Below are 19,660 nucleotides of genomic sequence, written 5' to 3'. Positions count from 1 at the left end.
TAAAAAAAAAAGAGTCTATGACAAAAATCTAAAGAGATTTTTGTCATAGACTTAAAATATGAGAGAAAAGACATCAAAAGTAATGGTCTGATTAACCTTCACAAGTTTTATGATGCTTTTCAAGATATCATTTTGATACAATTTTACGCCTTGCGGTTTACAATAAAAGAGTAAATTGCGATACAGATAATCGCTCCTAGCAACGCTGAGATAATTGGAAAGCCGCCGATGACTGGTCCTAAAGAAGGCAACAAGAGTGATGCTACCCAACTTCCTAAAAAGCCCACGATAATATTTCCAATAATGCCACCTGGCACGTCTTTTCCTAAAATTGCGCCAGCAATTGCGCCAATAATTCCTCCGACAATTAATGCCCATAGAAAGCTAAACATTTGAAAAACCTACCTTTCATAGTTGATTTTTTTAGTTAATTTTCCTACTTTAAGGATAAAACAGAAAGCAGACTTTTTCAAAAGATAGGACTTTTCAGAAGTCAATTTATTCTTCTACATAAGCTAAACGATAGGATACTGTGCGACCAAAAGAAAATACTTGCAAACCTTGTAAGCGATCTGATTTCAAGTAACCAATGGCTCCTTGGAATAAGGGTAAAACACCGGCATCTTTTTCAATTAATGTTTTTTCTAAACTTAGTAATTCATTCCAGCGTTTTTCAGGTTCATTGGCGTAATCTTTTCTAACTTTTTGGAGACCCGCATCATACGCTGAATCGTTATAACCAGAAGTATTTAAGCCACTTTTTGAGTCATAAAATTCTAAAAAATTAATGGGATCAGCATAGTCAGGTGTCCATGTTCCAAAGGCTAAATCGTAATTACCTGCTGTTTGTAAATCCAAACGATTTTGCAAAGGCAGTGATTTTAATTTGATTGTTAAACCTGGTAAATTTTGTTGCAATTGCCCTTGAACAAATTCAATGGTTTTCTTGGCAATCGCTGAGTCCGCTGAGATTAGTTCCAATTCAATTTTATCTTTGCCCAACTCTTCTTTCGCTTTGTTCCAGTTAGCTTGGGCTTCTTTAATATTATATGGCAATAAATCACCATTTTCTTTACGGAAATCTTCACCTGTGTCTGGATTTTTTGCAAAATTAGCTGGTACAAAACCATTTAAAGCTGTCGAGCCATCTCCTAAAATTTCTTTTGCAAAAGTTTCTTTGTCAATCGCTTGTAAAAAAGCTTTTCGAACATGCTCGTTGCCGGTAATTTCACGGCGATGATTTGGGCTTAAATAACCCACCATGGCTTTAGGTACAAAATGCGCTTGTTTTGACTCTTTATACTGAAGTGCATAAGTATCTGCTAAAACAGTGTAATCTAAGTCGCCATTATCAAAAAGATTGGCTCCTGTGCCAATTTCTTTCACTACTTGAATATCAATTTCATTCAATTTTACGTGTTCTTTATCCCAATAATGATCATTCTTCTTCAATTTCCAAGTTTCGGAATTGCCATCCCAACCTGAAATTACAAATGGTCCATTGCCAACAAAATTATCTGCAGAAGTCCCATAGGCAGTACCTTTTTCTTTGGCAAAGGCTTCATTTTTAGGCATAAAAGGTGTTCCAACTAAGACTTGGGCTAAATAAGGAATTGGATTTTCCAATGTTAGTTCTAGTGTCTGGTCATCGATTGCTTTGACACCAAATTCTTCCATCGTGGCTTGTCCTTCCCGCACCGCACGCCCATTTTTAAAAATATCCATTTGATTACTGCTACTTGAACCATACGCTGGATCGACCACGTTTCTAAACGCAACTACAAAATCCCCTGCTTTAACTGGATCCCCGTTTGTCCATTTTGCTTCTCGTAACTTGAATGTATAGACTAACCCGTCTTCACTAACTTGTGGCTCTGCTTTAGCCATAGCTAGCTCAGGATCTCCGTTTTTATCTTGTCGATACAAGCCTTCAACTACTTGACCAATCATATCGGAACTATAGACATCTGTATAATGAGCGCTGTCTAATGTCGAGAGTTCACCACCAGATGCGACGTTAATTTTCTGTGTGGCTGTTTCATTCGAGGTCGTTTTCGAACCGCCACTTCCACATGCTGCTAAAACCAAGCCCAGTGCAACAAGTCCGATTAACCACTTTTTCTGTTTCATACCAAAACTCCTCCTTCTGTTCAAACAACTTACTTACATTTTACATGATTTTCCATACATTTGTCCTTTTTCAGCACTTACTTTTTGAAAGAAAAATATTTTTTTAAGAATAAGAGTTGACAGATATTTTTTCTGGTGGTACAGTATTGAAAAACAGAGAACAGAAGAGTAACTGTTTCCTTTAGTGAAGAGAGTCTTTGGTTGGTGGAAAAAGACGTAAAGAAACAGCGAACCACATCTGGGAGTTGACTTTTTGAACCCTTAGTAGGAAAGTCCGGGACCACTCGTTAACAGGCGAAGTTATGAACTTCATAAGGTTCGTGTTGCGAAACACGAATAAACTAAGGTGGAACCACGATAATTGATTATTCGTCCTTTGGCTAGTCAGCCAAAGGACTTTTTTGTTTTTTTAGATGCACTTTTCAATCTGAGAGAGTGCCTCAACTGCTCAAGTCTGTTGTCCTCTTTTCCATATGCTTAATGGGATAATCTAGAAAAGCAACAGGTTTTCTGTTCCGTTCGAACAATTTCATACTTACAAATCAAGGCTTAGGACATAGTAATTTAGCTCTTCCTTTACAGAGACTTTTTCATTGGCTGAAAGAAAAAGATGGATTCTTCTTTACTCACACCTAAAAGATGTTTTTCTGAATCCTTTAGTAAGAAAAACCGGTGACTCTATCGTTAACAGAGAGTAGTTGTCAACGCAACTACATAAGGCTTATCTTGTGAAAGATAAGTAAATTGAGGTGGCACCACGAATGCGATTCGTCCTCTTGGCTCACAGCCAAGAGGCTTTTTTGTTTTTTAATAAAAATTGTTGGAGGAAAAAATGATGGATTATATTTTAGAAATTTTACCTGCTTTAGTTAGCGGAGCTGGCATGACGCTGAAAGTCTTTTTCTTTACGCTCCTTGGCTCGATTCCACTGGGGATTATCATTGCCTTTATTTTACAAAGTTCGTTTAAACCTTTACGTTACTTAATTAACCTCTACATTTGGTTAATGCGCGGCACTCCGCTATTGTTACAATTAATTTTTGTTTTTTACGGCTTACCATTAATTGGTATTGTCTTTGAACGTTACGATGCGGCCTTATTCGCATTTATTTTAAATTATGCTGCGTACTTTGCTGAAATTTTCCGCGGGGGAATTCAAGCAATTCCCCAAGGTCAATATGAAGCTGCCAAGGTTTTACGTTTAACACGTTTTCAAACAGTCACGCGAATTATTTTGCCACAAGTTGTTAAAATCGTGCTGCCTTCCGTAGGAAATGAAATTATCAATTTGGTCAAAGATACTTCTCTTATTTATGTTCTTGGCTTAGGCGATCTTTTACGTGCTGGTAAAATTGCGATGAGCCGCGATGTTACATTAGTGCCATTAGCTTTAGTGGGAGTGATTTATTTACTCTTTACGGCAATTTTGACTGTTGCTTCTAAGAAAATTGAAAAATTCTATCAATATTATAAATAGGAGGACTCTACCATGTTAACTATTAAAAATTTAACCAAACATTTTGATAACCGGACCATTATTGATCACTTAAATTTAGAAATTCCAGAAGGAAAAATTTTAACGATTGTTGGTCCTTCAGGCGGCGGAAAAACCACTTTACTTCGTTGTTTGGCTGGTTTAGAAACCATTGATTCTGGTGAGCTTTTGTTGGATGGTGTTCCTTTCAATCCTGCTGAAATGGACAATGCCGATCAAGTGGTTGGGGTCGTTTTCCAGGACTTCCAACTTTTCCCTCACTTATCAGTTTTAGAAAACATTACCTTAGCACCTACATTAGTACTAAAAGAAGAAAAATCAAAAAGTCAGCAAGAAGCTTTAGAATTACTGGAAAAATTGGGCTTGGCTGGTAAAGAAAAACTCTATCCATATCAACTTTCCGGTGGACAAAAACAACGAGTTGCACTTGCTCGTGCCTTAGCAATGAAGCCAAAAGTTCTTGGGTACGATGAACCAACGAGCGCGCTAGATCCAGCTTTACGTCAACAAGTGGAAGAAGTTATTTTAGATTTACGGAAACAAGGCATGACACAGATTGTCGTGACCCACGATATGGCTTTCGCTGAAAAAATTGCAGACAATCTTTTGACGGTTGCCCCCGTCCAATAGAAAGGAGTTTATGATGAAAAAGAAATATTCTTTAGCCTTGCTGGTTATCTGTTGTAGTTTACTCCTATTTGCAGGTTGTGGTAAAAGAAAAAGCAACGAAGATCAATGGACACGGATTAACGAAGAAAAACGGATTATTATTGGCTTAGATGACTCCTTTGTGCCCATGGGTTTTCAAGATAAATCAGGCAAAATTGTCGGCTTTGATGTCGACTTAGCCAAAGCGGTTTTTAAACTTTATGGCATTTCCGTTGACTTCCAACCGATTGATTGGTCCATGAAAGAAACAGAATTACAAAATCAAACCATTGATCTTATTTGGAACGGCTACACTAAAACGAGCGAGCGGGCCGAAAAAGTTCAATTCACACAACCTTACATGACGAACGACCAAGTACTTGTTTCTTTAAAAGAAAAAAACATTGCAACAGCGAGCGACATGCAAGGCAAAATTTTAGGGGTTCAAAACGGCTCTTCTGGCTATGATGGCTTCGAAAGTCAGCCTGACGTTTTGAAAAAATTTGTTAAAGACCAAACGCCTATTTTATATGACGGCTTTAATGAAGCTTTCTTAGATTTAAAATCTGGCCGAATTGATGGGCTCCTAATTGATCGCGTCTACGCCAACTACTATCTTTCCCACGAAGATAATTTAAAAAACTATACTATTTCTCATGTCGGCTATGACAATGAAGATTTTGCTGTGGGCGTCCGCAAATCAGACAATCAATTAGTCCAAAAAATCAATACTGCCTTTGAAACGTTACGAAAAGATGGCACCCTTAGTAAAATTTCTCAAAAATGGTTTGGAGAGGATGTTACAAATCATTAAAAGTTGACCACTAAAAAATCCTGAAACTCTCAAAATCAAGAGATTCAGGATTTTTTTATCCAATTGTTTCTTCAAATTGTTGAGTGATTCGATACGTTTTCGGTTTCTTCCCTTGAACTTGAATGTACGCTTGTTTTTCTAATGTTTCCGTTATTCGCTTAACTTTTCCGTAGGACCAGTTTTGATTTTCTTGAATCTCTTTAATCGACACACTTTCGGTGCCATTTCTAAACATATGTGCTTGAATTAATAAAAACAGAACACTGCATTCATCTTCAGGTAACTCTGAATGTTTTAACCATTGCGTGGCTCTTTTCAACTGATTAGTCCATGTTCTCAGCTCTTCTAAAATTTCCGTTTGTCCTAATAAGATAAATTCATACATCGTCTGAACAAAAAGAGTTACTTCTCCTCTATTTCTTGGATTTGTGACTTCGGAAAAAGCTTTTTCATATTTTCTCTTATTATGGATTACGGCATTGGAAACAGTCAATCCTGTCAGTGGATCCAATTTTCTAGAGAGATAGTTAGACATCAAAAAACGGCCCATTCGTCCATTCCCATCATAGAAGGGATGAATATACTCAAAATAGTAATGACTGATACAACATTTAAGTAAGCTTGGTAGTGCTGATTGATTCATAAAAAGGATAAGTTTTTCTAGATCAGCTATAATACTTTCTTCGTTGGAACTACCTTGATGAACAACTTTGTCTTTATCACTGATATACACAACAGATTTCCTAAATAATAAACCATCTGGATAGTCTTCTTCTTGGATATCAGCTTTAAAGAGTTCATCATAGATTTCTCTAAATTGACCTAATGTTTCTATTTTTAGCATTTTATCAGTCACAATACCTTTATACATGTTTACAATGCCCTGAAATCTTTCAGTTGAATTAGCATTTAATTTGTGTAAAACTTTGCTAATATCTTTTCTTGAACTTTTAACCCCTTCAATTTCATTCGTACTTTGTATCTCTTCAATCAATTGATAAAAAAAGATATTTTTTTGTACAATTTTTGGTAATTTGTGTATATATCTCATTATTTCTTGAGAATTTTTCATAATTTTTTCTTGTAATACGCTGTGTTGAAGTAAAGGAACGTAGAATAACTCATAGGTTTCTTTTGTTTTCCGTTCTTCTTTGTCAAATGGGTGGATAAATAACTTAGTTTGTAAAGTAGAATCAAAATTTAAACGTTCTTGATATTTCTTTTCAAAAGAATCTCTATTTTTATAAAAATCTACTTTTAGTAATTTATATGTCATTATACCCCTCTTTTCTTATTCTAAATTACAAAAAAACGTTTTTTTGTAATTTAGAATACCTTTCACTTAAATTTAACATTCAAAATTACAAAATTCAACTATTTTATAATTTTAAATTTACATAGAAAATTTAGCAAATTCTAACTTATGAAGAACTTTTATTTTTGCTACACTAGTAAAAGTCGAGAGAATTTGTCCTTTTCTGCCTAGAACAATCATTACTCTCAATAAATGAAAGGAGAAAAAAATGCCTACTAATAAAAAAGAAGGAATGCTTTTTACTACGTTAATGTGCTTTCTGATGGTTTTCGGAATGAGCACCTATAATTTATTATTGCATGGAGAATTTTCATTGTACGCCTTATCAAAAGGTTTGCTTCCTGGATTTATCGTTGCTTTTATTTTAGACGTTTTCATCGTTGGTGTCTTAGCTAAGAAAATCGCTTTTTCTTTACCCTTTAATAAAGAAAAACGGCTATTACTTATTCTGACCATTTCGAGTCTCATGATTATCGGCATGGTGACTTGTATGTCTTTATTTGGCTTATTAATGGAAGGCCAGACGTTGTCACTAAGTGCGTATTTCCAAGCTTGGGGTCTGAACTTTATTGTTGCCCTTCCTTATCAATTGCTGATTGTCGGTCCCTTTTCACGTATGATCTTAACCAATTACCAACAACGACAAACTTAGAAAATAGATTTCTTATCTAAGTTTTAACAGTTGCCTAAAAAAAAGTTAACCTTTTTGATTTATCTTAGTGATAGTTCATTGAAGGAGGAACTGAAGTTGAAAAAATATCGTATTAGCTTATTTCTTGGCTTGATTAGTCTTTTATTATTTATGACCTCTATTTTAGTTGGATCAACATTATCTAGCGATGGACTTTTAAAAGAACCCGCCTTTTTCTGTACGCCGCTCGGTTACTTTTTTCTCTTCATCGCCTTGCTTTCGGTTATAACAATCACATGTAAAGAACATATGAATCAAAAAGGTAAAACAAAACAACCTTAAAAAGAGCCTGACGTTTTGATACGTCCGGCTCTTTTTTTAATAAAAATATATAACTTAATTTGCAACAATATTTACTAATTTATCTGGAACAGCAATCACTTTGCGCACTGTTTTTCCTTCAATAAATTCTTTAACAACTTCATGGTTCATTGCAATTTTTTCTAATTCTTCTTTGCTTAACCCACGAGCGACATTTTGTTTGCCACGTAATTTTCCGTTCACTTGGAAAACTACTTCCACTTCATCTTCTACCAAGGCCGCTTCATCATAGGTTGGCCAAGGGACATAAGTTAAACTTTCCTCGTTACCTAAAATTTGCCATAGTTCTTCACCAATATGTGGCGCGATTGGCGCAAGTAATTGGACAAATCCTTCCACATATTCATAAGGTAAGGCATCCACTTTATTGGCTTCATTCACAAAAACCATTAATTGAGAAATCGCTGTATTAAAGTGCAAGTTTGCCATATCTTCTGTCACTTTTTTAACCGTTTGATGATAAACTTTCGTTAAACGGCCATCATTAATTGTGGTAATTCGGTCACGCATTTTGCCTTCTTCATCAACAATCAGACGCCAAACGCGATCTAAGAATTTACGACTTCCTTCTAATCCATTTTCATTCCAAGCAATGGAAGCATCTAATGGGCCCATGAACATTTCATAAAGACGTAACGTATCCGCACCATATTTAGCCACCACATCATCGGGATTTACAACATTGCCACGTGATTTAGACATTTTTTCGTTGTTTTCTCCTAAAATCATACCTTGGTTGTATAATTTTTGGAAAGGTTCTTTGGTAGGAACCACACCAATATCATATAAGAATTTATGCCAAAAACGAGCATAAAGTAAATGCAACACCGCATGTTCGGCACCACCAATATAGATATCAACTGGTAACCAACGTTTTAATTTTTCAAAATCAGCAATTTCATTTTTATTATGAGGATCAATGAATCGTAAGTAATACCAAGAGCTTCCAGCCCATTGTGGCATAGTATTCGTTTCACGTTTTCCCTTCATGCCAGTTTCAGGGTCGACGACATTGACCCATTCATCAATGTTTGCTAATGGCGATTCCCCAGTTCCACTTGGGCGAATATCCGATGTTACTGGTAAACGTAGAGGTAACTCAGATTCAGGAACCGTTGTGGTTGTTCCATCTTCCCAATGGATCACAGGAATTGGTTCACCCCAGTAGCGTTGACGAGAGAATAACCAGTCACGTAAACGATAAGATACTTCTTTTTTCCCTACGTGATTTTCTTCTAGCCACTCATTCATTTTAGCGATGGCTTCTGCTTTGTTTAATCCATTTAAGAAATCAGAATTGATATGCGGTCCATCACCTGTATAGGCTTCTGTTGTAATGTCGCCACCTGCGATTACTGGTAGGATATCAATGCCAAATGTTTTCGCAAATTCGTAATCCCGTTCATCATGCGCTGGGACCGCCATGATTGCGCCTGTGCCATAGCTTGCTAAAACATAATCGCCAATCCAAATTGGAATTTCTTGGCCATTGACTGGATTTATCGCATACGCACCTGTGAAAACACCTGTTTTTTCTTTTGCTAAATCCGTTCTATTTAAATCAGATTTTTTTGAGGTTTCTTCAATATATGTTTCTACAGCTGCTGTTTGTTCAGGTGTCGTAATTTTTTTCACTAGTTCTAGTTCAGGAGCTAGAACAGTATAGGTTGCACCAAACAAGGTATCAGGACGGGTTGTAAACACCGTGAAACTTTCTTCTGTGCCAGCGACTTTAAAGGTCACATTGGCTCCTTCAGAACGTCCAATCCAATTTCGTTGCATATCTTTAATACTTTCTGGCCAATCAACAAGCTCTAAATCTTCTAATAAGCGATCTGCATAAGCAGTAATTTTCAGCATCCATTGACGCATTGGTCGGCGAACCACATCATAACCGCCACGTTCACTTTTTCCATCAATGACTTCTTCATTTGAAATAACAGTTCCTAGTTCAGGTACCCAGTTAACCGCAACTTCTGCTTCATAAGCTAACCCTTTTTCATATAATTTTGTAAATATCCATTGTGTCCATTTGTAATATTCGGGATCAGTGGTATTAATTTCGCGATTCCAATCATAGCTGAATCCTAATGAATTAATTTGGCGACGGAATGTTTCGATATTTTTCTTAGTAAATTCAGCTGGGTCATTTCCTGTATCTAACGCATATTGCTCTGCTGGCAAACCAAACGCATCCCAGCCCATTGGATGCAAAACATTATAGCCTTGCGCACGTTTCATACGTGAAAGAATATCGGTTGCTGTATAGCCTTCCGGGTGACCTACGTGTAAGCCTTGTCCAGATGGATAGGGAAACATATCTAGTGCATAAAATTTTTCTTTATTTGGGTCGTCCAATGTATTGAAACAATTGTTCTTAGCCCAATATTTTTGCCATTTTTTCTCAATCTCTTTGTGATTGTAGCTCATGTTATTCCTCCTAGTAATATAAAATTTTTCATTCTTAAAATTTGCCACCTGCAGCCATCGTCACTATTCTGACTTAAACTAGCCACTTAGTGATAAAAAAAAGTCCTATAGGAAAAATCCCTATAGGACGTGAACATACAAATGCAACGTGGTACCACCTAAATTCGTCAAAGAAACGGTCAGTCACCGTCACCTTAACCTCAAACGTCTTAACGGTCGTCACCGACTTTTCCTACTTGGTTTGTTCAAAAAAGTAACTTAAAGGCGAGTTCAAAAGCTTCTGTACGTATTTCCACCAGCCATACGCTCTCTATCACATGGTTCTTTCTACTATTCCTTCTCATTGTTTTTTTCTATTATAAGACTCATATTACCAAAGATAGCTATTTTTTTCAATCTTAAATTAACCAACTTTTAAAGTTTGACCAATATAAATTGTATCCCCGCTTAAGCCATTTAATTGTTTGATTTTTTGGATGCTGATTCCGTATTGCATTGATAAGCCCCAAAGTGAATCACCGCTTTTAACTGTATGGCGTTTGCCTGATGCACTATTTGTTGAAGAAGCATTGCCACCTGCAGAAGCGCCTTTTTTCACGATGATTGTTTGACCAGCAAAAATTAAATCGCCTTTGATCCCGTTCCATGAACGTAGATTAGCAACACTCACGCCAAACTGTGCAGAAATTTTATTCAGCGTATCACCTGATTTAATCGTGTAGGATGTTGTCGCACCGCCACCATTATTCGTAGGCTTGTTCGTATTCGTTGAACCTGAGTTGGCACCTTTTTTCACGATAATCTTTTGACCAGCAAAAATCAAACTACCGCTGATGTTATTCCAGGCTTGTAAGTTAGCCACACTAACACCGAATTGTGCAGAAATTTTGTTCAAGGTATCGCCTGATTTAATCGTGTAGTACGTATTCGTTCCTGATTGATTATTGTTAGAACCACCATTGCTTGAGCCACCGGTGTTACCAGAAGTACCTTTTTTCACAATAATTTTTTGACCAGCGAAGATTAAATCGCCAGAAATGCCATTCCATGAGCGTAAATTAGCAACGCTCACACCATATTGTGCAGAAATTTTGTTCAAGGTATCCCCTGATTTAATCGTGTAGTACGTGTTCGTTCCTGATTGATTATTGTTAGAGCCACCGTTGTTTGAGCCACCAGTGTTACCTGAAGCACCTTTTTTCACGATGAGCTTTTGACCAACGAAAATTAAATCGCCAGAGATACCGTTCCATGAGCGTAAATTAGCAACGCTCACGCCATATTGCGCGGCAATTTTATTCAAGGTATCCCCTGATTTTACAGTATAGTACGTATTCGTTCCTGATTGATTATTGTTAGAACCACCGCTGCCTGAGCCACCAGTATTACCTGAAGCACCTTTTTTCACGATGAGCTTTTGACCAACGAAAATTAAATCGCCAGAGATGCCGTTCCATGAGCGTAAATTAGCAACGCTCACACCATATTGCGCGGCAATTTTATTCAAGGTATCTCCTGATTTTACAGTATAGTACGTGTTCGTTCCTGATTGATTGTTAGAACCGCCTGTTCCTGGGTTAACTGTTCCGCCCCCAGTATTTCCACCAGAAGATGGTGTATCATATTGAGTTAAGTTATATGCGGTAATGACATTATTTAATTTAGCATTGTAGCTAGGATCTGTCGCATAACGACCTGTTAACCAAGCAGTTGCATCGCGGTACGAGCTTGTATTGCTTTTCCAAGCCCCAGCATAATAGTAAACGCCCGCTTGGAAAGAAGTTGTTTTTAGCACGTGCGCATTATCTTGGAATGATTCCATGTAAGAAGGATATTTACGGAAAGGTTCTTTTTTCACTAACCATTTGCCGTTTAAATATTCCCATGTATCCATATAGACAGATTGTCCATTGTAGCTGCCTTTAATCCCAAATAAGTTATAGTTTGGTGCCTTAGATAGCGTACTTGCTCCCCAACCACTTTCAACGATTGCTTGAGCCATCATCACTGATGCATATAAATCATTGGCTTGCGCAATAGGTTGTGCACAACGAGCTAACTCGGCAATAAATTCTGAAGGACTTTGCGTCGGTGATAACGCTGAAAAAGTTTGCGCAGAAGCTACTCTAGCTTCGGGTACTTTTACTTCATCATCTGGTGTAACCGCAGGCGCTGCTTCGGACTCGATTGTTGAAGGAGCTACTGGCGCGATTTCTGCTACTGAAGAATCAGTCGTTCCTGATTCCACAGGTGTAGTTGAATCAACTGTTGGTTGCTCGGTACTTGGTGTTGTTGGTGTTTCTTTTGATGATTCAGTTGTCGATTCAGTCGTTGTTGACGAATCCGTTGTCGGTTGTTCCGTAGTTCCTGGCGTAGTTTCTGTGGTTGGTGTCTCTACTAAGCCAGTTTCCGTAGTAGGTACTTGGGCAACTTCCGCATTTGTTGGCTGCTCTTCTGTTGCCTCAGCAGTCACTGGTAGTAACGCAACGGGCGTTCCTACAGATGAAACAATTAACGCCGAGCTGAATAAAGTAGTGCTCTTCTTCCATTGTACTGGCGTTTTCTTTCTTTGTTGTGCTTTCCTTCTTTCGATACGTGACATTGATTCTTTCTTCATTGATACGTCCCCAACTTTCCTTTTTTAACTTATATGTAAATGTAATTTTTTAGTTTTGTTATTATAACAAGTATACCTTTTTTTCTGGCGAATTAAAAACACTTCAACAAAATTTCATATTACTGTAACTAGATTGTAAAGAAGTAATGTTTTTTAACATGGATTTCCTCTCTTGTTACTACTCGGAAAAAAACTGCGACTTTAGTTGTAGACGCTTCTTTACCTTAGTCTGATTTTTTTAATTCCTCTTGTTATTCGCCCAAAAAGAAATTATAGTTTAAGATGAGAAATGAATCGTGTAGAAAGAGGGAGCGGAATGAATAAAGAACATTTTATTATTGAGCTGAAAATTTATTTAAAAGCGTTAAATCCAAAAGATCAAGCTATTATTCTTGCGAAATACAAGGCGTTATTTGATGCTCGTGTTGCGGAAGGCGAAACAGAAGAACAAGTGGCAAAATCATTGGGGAAACCACGGGTTATCGCAGAAGAAATTTTGAAAGAACAAGGCATCGAATTGACGGAACGAAAAATTGAAAATAATGGCTGGCAAGAAATTCCAGCGGCTACACCTGCTTATGATCATCCCTATGAAGAAGAATCTGAATTTTACTATGATAATGATTCTCCATACTATCAACGACCACAGCATCGGCCACTAACCCGATTTTTCCAAGTGCTTGGTATTTTCTGTTTAAATTTTTTCTTCATGTTTTGGGTTATTTTAGGGATTGCCTTAATGTACGTCGGTTGTGGCATTGCCGGAGCTGCAACTTTATTTTCACCAATTTATGGTATTTATAGTGTTATTACCCAAGCAAATGCCGCTTCCTTTTTCCAATTATCTATGAGTCTCTTTCTATTTGGTGCATCAATCATTGGTTGGTTACTGTTTCTACCAATTTTAAAATTTTCAGCACATGTCTTTAAGCGTTATTTCCAATGGAACATTGCTGTTTTACGAGGTGATATCTAATGAAAAAAACAACAGGGATTCTCTTATCCATTGCTGTCTTAGCGATGCTAATTGGTGGATCTGGCGCCGTCTATTATTACAAGCAAGCGGAAAAATCAGTCACGCCGCTAAAAGAAAGTTATACACTAAAAAATAAACAAGCAGGCGAAGAACTTCACTTATCCTTAAAAGGCAAAGGCCCTTATACCATTTATAAAACTGATAGTAACAAAATGGGGTTACGATCACCGAATAATGCCTTTTATTCAAAAGCTGAAGGCACCTTAGATGTCAAAGAAGAAAAAAATAAAATAACAGCAACCATCAATACCACTCGTACACAAAACCAACCCGAATTGTCATTCTTTAATATTGGTATTTTTAGTGACTTCACACCGAACGTGAGTGTCCAGATTCCTAATAATGTGAAAAAGTTAGTAATTGATGGCTCAACCCATTCACCAGTTTCATTGAATGCTTTTAACGTAGACGAATTAACAACTAATCTACCAAATTCTTATGTTAGTCTATCGGGTGTTAAAGCCAAAAAAATGACGCTTAACTCTTCAGATGGTATCTACCTTTCAGCGGATACTTCCGCTAAAACAGCAACAGTTGAAACCACTGACGGCGATATAACGTTGGATTCAGCCTATTTCGATGAAATCAAAAATACTACTATTTCTGGTGATATTCGAGTGCAAAATGCTCGCGGAAACATCCAAGCAACAACGACAGATGGCGATATTAGCGTCTATGATTTCAAAGGAGAAGCTAACTTTTCAAGTGAAAATGGTGATTTTTCTTTAGACATGCCTGCTGTGCCTAAAAAATTAACTGTCGCTCTTGTCCATGGAGATATTTATGTAAATTCTGGAGAAATTTTGCGTAACATTTCAATCAAAGGTGAATCAAAATTAGGTGATGTTCAACTTTTAAACAAAGAGCGAACATCTTATAAGAATGGTCGTGCGAATACAGAGTTTAACCTTTCTAGCGAATTCGGCGATATTACCGTTGATACTCCTGATGATGATAATCAATAAACATGTGCCAGTTAAAACATCTGTTCTGGTACCACAATGAGAGATTGTGGTGCCAGAACTTTTTTAATATCTGTATCCCCTCCAAATCAGGCAATGAAATTATCTTTTAATTTTTTACCCTTTTGATGGTATAATACGGATTGTTGCGATTAATTTTTGAAAGGATTTTTTATGAAAAACAAACTTTATTATCAATTTGCAGGTAGTTGTTTTCTTTTAGTATTTATGTTTTTAGGCTATGTTGTTCGTTTTTATCCAACCTGGCTCAAAGGCTTTGATCAAACGATTACTTCCTTTGTTCGTCGTCCTTTTCCACAGCTAAATAACTTTTTTATTTGGTACACCAAATTTGCCAATTCATTGACGATTATCATCTTAGCGATCGTTGTCATTGCTCTATTTATTGTTTGGAAATATTATGCTGAAGCATTATGGCTCTTTATTAATACTGCCTTAATTGCTGGCGTAGGTAATTCTTTATTAAAATTATTCTTTATGCGCCAACGTCCTACTTTGGAGCATTTAGTAACTGAACATACGTATAGTTTTCCTAGCGGACATGCTGTAGGAAGCACCTTGTTCTACGGCACTATTTTATTGATTCTGCCAATTTTCATTAAAAATAAAACGGTCCGCCTTTGTGTGCAAATTTTACTAGGTATTGGGATTTTCATGATTGGGGTTAGTCGAATCTATTTAGGTGTCCATTTCCCTAGCGATATCTTAGGTGGTTTTTGTCTTGGTTTAGCTTGGTTGTTATTAAGTTACCCTATTTATTTAGAAAAACGCTTTGTTTGGCGATTTCAAAGCAAACAACGCTAGAAAGAAGTCTTGATTATGCAAATTTTTCCTTATTCAGATGATCCAAATAAACGCTATCACACTTGGAACTATGCACTTCGTCAACAGTTTGGTGAAAAAATTTTTAAAGTGCCAATTGATGGTGGCTTTGATTGCCCCAATCGTGATGGGACCGTTGCCAAAGGTGGTTGTACGTTCTGTAGTGTTTCTGGCTCAGGCGACATGATTGTTGCACCTAGCGATCCCCTGCCGCTTCAATTTCAAAAAGAAATCCAATTGATGCATCAAAAATGGCCAACTGTCGATCAATACATTGTTTACTTCCAAAATTTCACCAATACACATGCGCCAGTTGACGTTATTCGTCATCGGTTTGAACAAGTAGTCAATGAAAAAGGCGTCGTTGGTTTATCCATTGGTACCCGTCCTGATTGTTTGCCTGATGAGGTAGTGAACTATTTAGCCGAATTAAATGAACGCTTTTATTTATGGGTAGAGTTGGGTTTGCAAACCACGTTTGAGGAAACTAGCGCTGCCATTAATCGCGCCCATGATTATCAAACATATCTAGATGGTGTGGCTAAATTACGGAAACACGGGATTCGGGTCTGTACACATTTAATTAACGGGCTACCTGGTGAAACCCCCGCTATGATGCGCGAAAATGTGCGGCGAACTATTCAGGATTCAGATATCCAAGGGATTAAACTGCACTTACTTCATTTAATGACAAATACCAAAATGATGCGGGATTATAATGAAGGACGCTTACAATTGATGAGCAAAGAAGCCTATGTTTCAGTGATTTGTGATCAGTTAGAAATGATTCCACCCGAAATTATTATTCATCGCTTGACAGGCGATGCTCCCTTTGAAACAATTATCGGACCGATGTGGAGCTTGAAAAAATGGGAAGTTCTCAATGCGATTGATACGGAAATGAAACGCCGCAACAGTTATCAAGGAAAATATACTGTCATTTCAGGAAAGGAAGTTTTCAATTAATGCTACAAACAGCCCTACATTTTAGTCACCAACTTTTAAAAGAAGTGGTGGAACCTGGCGACTTCGTCATTGATGCAACAATGGGAAATGGTCATGATACAGCATTCTTAGCAGAGCTGGTTGGCCCTTCTGGTGAAGTTTTCGCCTTTGATATCCAAAAAGAAGCGTTGATCAATACAGAACAAAAGTTAACAGAACTTAATTTACTCTCACAAACTACGTTATTTCCATTAGGACATGAACATCTTCATGCTGTCCTAGATGAAGAAACAGAAATCACTGCCGCTATTTTTAACTTAGGCTATTTACCTAAAAGTAATAAGGAAATTATTACAAAACCCGCTACGACTAAACAGGCGTTAGATGGGTTACTGCCTCATTTGGTAAAAGGAAGTCGCATTATTTTAGTCGTTTATTATGGCCACGAAGGTGGTTCAGAGGAACTTGATTTGGTCACGAATTACACGCAAGCCTTACCACAAGATGTTTACAGTGTCTTACGTTATGAGTTTATCAATCAAAAAAATCAGCCACCTGTTCTTTTCTGTATTGAAAAGAAATAAGAGAACATGGTCGGATTGTCTCCAGCAATCCGATCATGTTCTCTTTTATTTGTTTTGTTACTCTGTCAATTCACCATCACGAATACGAACCACTCGATCACAGTATTTCAACAAACGCTCATCATGTGTCACCATGATAATCCCTTTATCTTTCTCTTTGGCCTCTTTCGCTAGTAATTGGACAACATCAAATGCCTTTTCTGTATCTAAACTAGCCGTTGGTTCATCTGCCAAAATTACGTCTGGCTCATGATACAATGCACACGCAATGGCTACCCGTTGTCTTTCCCCACCAGAGAGATCACGAGGATAACTATTTCGTAATTCTTTTAAACCCAACGTCTCTAACAATTGCTCTTTTAATTCACTATTTTTACGTGACTTATCAACTTTTTCAATTAAGTGAAATTGATCTTCCACTGTTAAAAATGGCACCAAATTAGAGCTTTGTAAAATAAAGCCGATTTTTTGAAAACGTTGCGCCAAACGTTGCTTTTTCGTTAACTTATTTAGTGATTGCCCGCCAACAATGACTTCACCACTTGTCGGTGCCTGTAAACCAGCTGCAATCGTTAAAAAGGTACTTTTACCAGAACCAGAAGGACCAATTACTGCGACAAATTCACCTGGCTGAACCGCAAAAGATAATTCTTTTAACGCGATCACTTCTGTATGTTTTTCACCATATTTTTTATAAATATTTTTCATTTCTAAAACATTTGCCATGTCTCTAACCTCCAATCGCGATTAACGGATCAATTTTAGCAATCGTTCGAATTGAAAATGCCCCGCCAATTAATGCAGATAAAATCAATAGTACACTAAACAAAATCATGCGTGGTCCATTAGTTGCATAAGGCATCGCTTCTGGTAAAAAGAGCACGGTAATTCCCGTTAAAGCAAGACCAATCGCCACTCCTAGAACAGCCAATAAAGCGGTTTGTAGCATGACTGCCTTTGCTAAGAAACTAGTCGGCACCCCTTGAACTTTTAAGACACCGAACATTGCTGTTTTCTGTAAAGTCATCACAAAGATAAAAATACCGATAATGAACGCTGCAATCACAATTAAGAAATAAATCATGCCATCCAAGGTCAAGTTTTGAGCGCTGTATCCCGGCAGTTTTTCAATAAAATCTGAAATTGAAAGAACTTGGCTGTCTTTATTAGTCGTTTTAACTTCCGCGTTGTCCTTGCTGCGAACAATGAAACCATTAACCATTTTGGCCATTGCTGGATTGTCACCATATTTAATTGACCGCCAAGTATCCAGAGAAGTGTAAATAACTGGCACAATGTTATAGCTACTTTTAGAAATAAAGCCGACAATTTCTAATTGCTCATCATATTTCCCTGCAGTTAATTTGTCGCCAATTTTAAATCCTTGATTTTTCAATGTTTCTGAAGCAATCACTTGATTTTTATCAGTAAATGCGTTTCCTTCAATCACTTTTGGCATTAAAAAACTTTCTTTTTCAATCCCAAATAAGCTAACATTCGTTAATTCAGCCTTTTTATCATCTGCTGGGCGGATGGCTAACGACTGTTGACCAATCGGTGCAATTTTGCCTCCTGAAATCGTCTCTTTCACGTTTTCATCTAACACTGATACATTTAAATTACTATTGGCCTCTTTTGATAAAACCACTTGATTCGCTTGCCATTGATCTACGGCTAAACGATTTCCTTGAGCTAAACCGTTCGCTAAACCTGACAAAATAAAAATTAACCAAGCAATCAAGACCATTACTAAAACTACAAGGACGTACCGTCCTTTTGAATACTTCATTTCATTAAATCCTAAAAACATGAATGGTTCACCTCTTTCTTCTTTTCGAAATAAACTATATCACTTATCAATCGATAAATCAATAATTATTTATCAATTGATAAGTGAATTTTACAAAAAAATAGAGAAGTCTGTTTTCCAACAGGGCTTCTCTATTTTTTATTTGTGACTTTTCAGAACGCCATGTAGCATAAATTGAATAAATTTTTTGACATCGTCATCCACTGTTTTTCGCTGGTACGTTTTTTCAATACTTAATAATGCACTAACGTTATATAAAATAAACCGAGTTGCATCATCTACACTGATGCCCTCTTGTAAGCAATTGGTTTCAGGTTCACTTTCAAAAATAGCCGCAATATTATTGATATAGGTTTTTTTGAAAATTTGATACAGCGTACGATTGTAATCAGGGCCCATTTCTTGAAACATGTCGTTCAACATTAAGAAAAGATTGGTCGGATGTTCATCTAACAAAACTTTGATTAATTGATAAAGTTTTTCTTCTACTGATGCATTTCCAGAAACAATTGGGACTAATTCTTCCTGAACACGGGACGTTAATTCTTCAATCACAGCTAAATACAGTTCTTTTTTATTTTTAAAATGGTGATAGAGATTCGGTTGGGTAATGTTCGCTTTTAAAGCAATTTCACGAGTGGAGGTATTTTTGAACCCCTTTGTCATGAATAATTCAGAAGCGACAGACAAAATAATTTGCCGTGTACGTTCTAAATCAGCTTTGCGTTTATTTGGCTTTTCCATGGTTTTCTCGCCCCCTGCTGCTTTTTATTTTAGCATATTCTCCGGCAAGAAACGAGAGACCTTTATACAAAAAACGAAAAATATACAATCAATGTGCCTGCTATTTGGAGAAGAATCGCGCAATAATACCACCGCTGCAGATGTATCAGCCAGCCTTTTTCGCCCCCAAAATAAATCAACCACTGCAGTCCATATAAAAAACTATTAGCCAACAACCAAAAAAGTAGTGCCGATTTTGTCCATCGATTCTCTCTGAATACACTCAGTACAAATAA

At 37.0% G+C, this 19,660-nt stretch carries 18 protein-coding genes and 3 other annotated features; of the genes, 10 read left to right on the top strand and 8 right to left on the bottom strand.

Annotation, left to right across the window (positions count from 1 at the left end):
- Positions 1-143 precede the first annotated feature (143 nt).
- A complete protein-coding gene (locus IGJ03_RS02715) occupies positions 144-392 on the bottom strand; it encodes a GlsB/YeaQ/YmgE family stress response membrane protein (RefSeq protein ID WP_002355684.1) in 249 nt (82 codons plus the stop codon).
- A gap of 106 nt (positions 393-498) precedes the next feature.
- On the bottom strand, positions 499-2,130 hold the full coding sequence (locus IGJ03_RS02710) for a peptide ABC transporter substrate-binding protein (RefSeq protein ID WP_429861501.1): 1,632 nt from the start codon (positions 2,128-2,130) through the stop codon (positions 499-501).
- Between the two features lie 147 nt (positions 2,131-2,277).
- Positions 2,278-2,510 (top strand) — a binding site (T-box leader).
- A gap of 156 nt (positions 2,511-2,666) precedes the next feature.
- Positions 2,667-2,909, top strand: a binding site (T-box leader).
- 53 nt (positions 2,910-2,962) lie between these two features.
- Between IGJ03_RS02710 and IGJ03_RS02705 the strand changes: the two genes are divergently transcribed.
- The 3 genes from IGJ03_RS02705 to IGJ03_RS02695 are packed head-to-tail and all read left to right on the top strand — an operon-like array spanning position 2,963 to position 5,087.
- A complete protein-coding gene (locus tag IGJ03_RS02705) occupies positions 2,963-3,607 on the top strand; it encodes an amino acid ABC transporter permease (RefSeq protein WP_002383057.1) in 645 nt (214 codons plus the stop codon).
- A 12-nt stretch (positions 3,608-3,619) separates the two neighbouring features.
- Positions 3,620-4,255: an ATP-binding cassette domain-containing protein gene (locus tag IGJ03_RS02700; RefSeq protein WP_202255973.1), complete on the top strand. Its 636-nt coding sequence runs from the start codon at positions 3,620-3,622 to the stop codon at positions 4,253-4,255.
- A 10-nt stretch (positions 4,256-4,265) separates the two neighbouring features.
- A complete protein-coding gene (locus IGJ03_RS02695; RefSeq protein WP_002368082.1) occupies positions 4,266-5,087 on the top strand; it encodes an amino acid ABC transporter substrate-binding protein in 822 nt (273 codons plus the stop codon).
- Between the two features lie 55 nt (positions 5,088-5,142).
- Here the strand turns inward: IGJ03_RS02695 and IGJ03_RS02690 are convergent, their stop codons facing one another.
- Positions 5,143-6,363 (bottom strand): Fic family protein, encoded by a 1,221-nt coding sequence (locus IGJ03_RS02690; protein WP_002376018.1) that lies wholly within the window; start codon positions 6,361-6,363, stop codon positions 5,143-5,145.
- 247 nt (positions 6,364-6,610) lie between these two features.
- On the opposite strand from IGJ03_RS02690, the gene IGJ03_RS02685 reads away from it, so the two are divergent.
- Complete coding sequence (locus IGJ03_RS02685) at positions 6,611-7,054, top strand: hypothetical protein (protein ID WP_002355676.1); 444 nt, start codon at positions 6,611-6,613, stop codon at positions 7,052-7,054.
- A gap of 96 nt (positions 7,055-7,150) precedes the next feature.
- Positions 7,151-7,375: a DUF3955 domain-containing protein gene (locus tag IGJ03_RS02680; protein WP_002390916.1), complete on the top strand. Its 225-nt coding sequence runs from the start codon at positions 7,151-7,153 to the stop codon at positions 7,373-7,375.
- Between the two features lie 54 nt (positions 7,376-7,429).
- Here the strand turns inward: IGJ03_RS02680 and leuS are convergent, their stop codons facing one another.
- Positions 7,430-9,844 (bottom strand): leucine--tRNA ligase, encoded by a 2,415-nt coding sequence (gene leuS, locus IGJ03_RS02675; RefSeq protein WP_425135883.1) that lies wholly within the window; start codon positions 9,842-9,844, stop codon positions 7,430-7,432.
- 120 nt (positions 9,845-9,964) lie between these two features.
- Positions 9,965-10,197 (bottom strand) — a binding site (T-box leader).
- 50 nt (positions 10,198-10,247) lie between these two features.
- Positions 10,248-12,461, bottom strand: coding sequence for an autolysin (locus tag IGJ03_RS02670; protein WP_425135884.1), 2,214 nt, complete (start codon positions 12,459-12,461; stop codon positions 10,248-10,250).
- Positions 12,462-12,777: 316 nt separating this feature from the next.
- Between IGJ03_RS02670 and IGJ03_RS02665 the strand changes: the two genes are divergently transcribed.
- The 5 genes from IGJ03_RS02665 (at position 12,778) to IGJ03_RS02645 (ending at position 16,831) form a co-directional block, all read left to right on the top strand.
- Positions 12,778-13,437, top strand: a complete 660-nt coding sequence (locus tag IGJ03_RS02665) for a DUF1700 domain-containing protein (protein WP_002381265.1) — start codon at positions 12,778-12,780, stop codon at positions 13,435-13,437.
- The gene (locus IGJ03_RS02660; protein ID WP_425135885.1) at positions 13,437-14,462 is read left to right on the top strand and encodes a DUF4097 family beta strand repeat-containing protein; all 1,026 of its coding nucleotides are present in this window, start codon (positions 13,437-13,439) and stop codon (positions 14,460-14,462) included. Before IGJ03_RS02665 ends, IGJ03_RS02660 begins: the two co-directional genes overlap by 1 nt.
- 171 nt (positions 14,463-14,633) lie before the next feature.
- A complete protein-coding gene (locus tag IGJ03_RS02655; RefSeq protein ID WP_002355669.1) occupies positions 14,634-15,284 on the top strand; it encodes a phosphatase PAP2 family protein in 651 nt (216 codons plus the stop codon).
- 15 nt (positions 15,285-15,299) lie between these two features.
- Positions 15,300-16,268: a TIGR01212 family radical SAM protein gene (locus IGJ03_RS02650; RefSeq protein ID WP_002381264.1), complete on the top strand. Its 969-nt coding sequence runs from the start codon at positions 15,300-15,302 to the stop codon at positions 16,266-16,268.
- On the top strand, positions 16,268-16,831 hold the full coding sequence (locus IGJ03_RS02645; protein WP_002379137.1) for a class I SAM-dependent methyltransferase: 564 nt from the start codon (positions 16,268-16,270) through the stop codon (positions 16,829-16,831). The genes IGJ03_RS02650 and IGJ03_RS02645 overlap by 1 nt, the downstream gene beginning before the upstream one ends.
- 57 nt (positions 16,832-16,888) lie before the next feature.
- Here the strand turns inward: IGJ03_RS02645 and IGJ03_RS02640 are convergent, their stop codons facing one another.
- The 3 genes from IGJ03_RS02640 to IGJ03_RS02630 form a co-directional block, all read right to left on the bottom strand.
- Positions 16,889-17,557, bottom strand: a complete 669-nt coding sequence (locus tag IGJ03_RS02640) for an ABC transporter ATP-binding protein (RefSeq protein WP_002363221.1) — start codon at positions 17,555-17,557, stop codon at positions 16,889-16,891.
- Positions 17,558-17,561: 4 nt separating this feature from the next.
- Positions 17,562-18,641, bottom strand: a complete 1,080-nt coding sequence (locus tag IGJ03_RS02635; protein ID WP_002355665.1) for an ABC transporter permease — start codon at positions 18,639-18,641, stop codon at positions 17,562-17,564.
- Positions 18,642-18,779: 138 nt separating this feature from the next.
- A complete protein-coding gene (locus IGJ03_RS02630) occupies positions 18,780-19,385 on the bottom strand; it encodes a TetR/AcrR family transcriptional regulator (protein ID WP_002355664.1) in 606 nt (201 codons plus the stop codon).
- Positions 19,386-19,660: the final 275 nt, after the last annotated feature.

The organism is Enterococcus sp. DIV1315a, from assembly GCF_051712325.1.
GTDB classification, from domain to species: Bacteria; Bacillota; Bacilli; order Lactobacillales; family Enterococcaceae; genus Enterococcus; species Enterococcus faecalis.
Note: the sequence above shows the minus strand (reverse complement) of the source record. Positions and strands in the feature narration are given on the sequence as shown.

Bases quoted from the DNA above. Each gene is read 5' to 3' on its own strand.
- IGJ03_RS02630 (WP_002355664.1), bottom strand. From the start codon at position 19,385: ATGGAAAAGCCAAATAAACGCAAAGCTGATTTAGAACGTACACGGCAA.
- IGJ03_RS02650 (WP_002381264.1), top strand. From the start codon at position 15,300: ATGCAAATTTTTCCTTATTCAGATGATCCAAATAAACGCTATCACACT.
- IGJ03_RS02690 (WP_002376018.1), bottom strand. From the start codon at position 6,363: ATGACATATAAATTACTAAAAGTAGATTTTTATAAAAATAGAGATTCT.
- leuS (WP_425135883.1), bottom strand. From the start codon at position 9,844: ATGAGCTACAATCACAAAGAGATTGAGAAAAAATGGCAAAAATATTGG.
- IGJ03_RS02700 (WP_202255973.1), top strand. From the start codon at position 3,620: ATGTTAACTATTAAAAATTTAACCAAACATTTTGATAACCGGACCATT.
- IGJ03_RS02640 (WP_002363221.1), bottom strand. From the start codon at position 17,557: ATGGCAAATGTTTTAGAAATGAAAAATATTTATAAAAAATATGGTGAA.
- IGJ03_RS02685 (WP_002355676.1), top strand. From the start codon at position 6,611: ATGCCTACTAATAAAAAAGAAGGAATGCTTTTTACTACGTTAATGTGC.
- IGJ03_RS02710 (WP_429861501.1), bottom strand. From the start codon at position 2,130: ATGAAACAGAAAAAGTGGTTAATCGGACTTGTTGCACTGGGCTTGGTT.
- IGJ03_RS02695 (WP_002368082.1), top strand. From the start codon at position 4,266: ATGATGAAAAAGAAATATTCTTTAGCCTTGCTGGTTATCTGTTGTAGT.
- IGJ03_RS02665 (WP_002381265.1), top strand. From the start codon at position 12,778: ATGAATAAAGAACATTTTATTATTGAGCTGAAAATTTATTTAAAAGCG.
- IGJ03_RS02715 (WP_002355684.1), bottom strand. From the start codon at position 392: ATGTTTAGCTTTCTATGGGCATTAATTGTCGGAGGAATTATTGGCGCA.
- IGJ03_RS02655 (WP_002355669.1), top strand. From the start codon at position 14,634: ATGAAAAACAAACTTTATTATCAATTTGCAGGTAGTTGTTTTCTTTTA.
- IGJ03_RS02705 (WP_002383057.1), top strand. From the start codon at position 2,963: ATGATGGATTATATTTTAGAAATTTTACCTGCTTTAGTTAGCGGAGCT.
- IGJ03_RS02670 (WP_425135884.1), bottom strand. From the start codon at position 12,461: ATGAAGAAAGAATCAATGTCACGTATCGAAAGAAGGAAAGCACAACAA.
- IGJ03_RS02660 (WP_425135885.1), top strand. From the start codon at position 13,437: ATGAAAAAAACAACAGGGATTCTCTTATCCATTGCTGTCTTAGCGATG.
- IGJ03_RS02635 (WP_002355665.1), bottom strand. From the start codon at position 18,641: ATGTTTTTAGGATTTAATGAAATGAAGTATTCAAAAGGACGGTACGTC.
- IGJ03_RS02645 (WP_002379137.1), top strand. From the start codon at position 16,268: ATGCTACAAACAGCCCTACATTTTAGTCACCAACTTTTAAAAGAAGTG.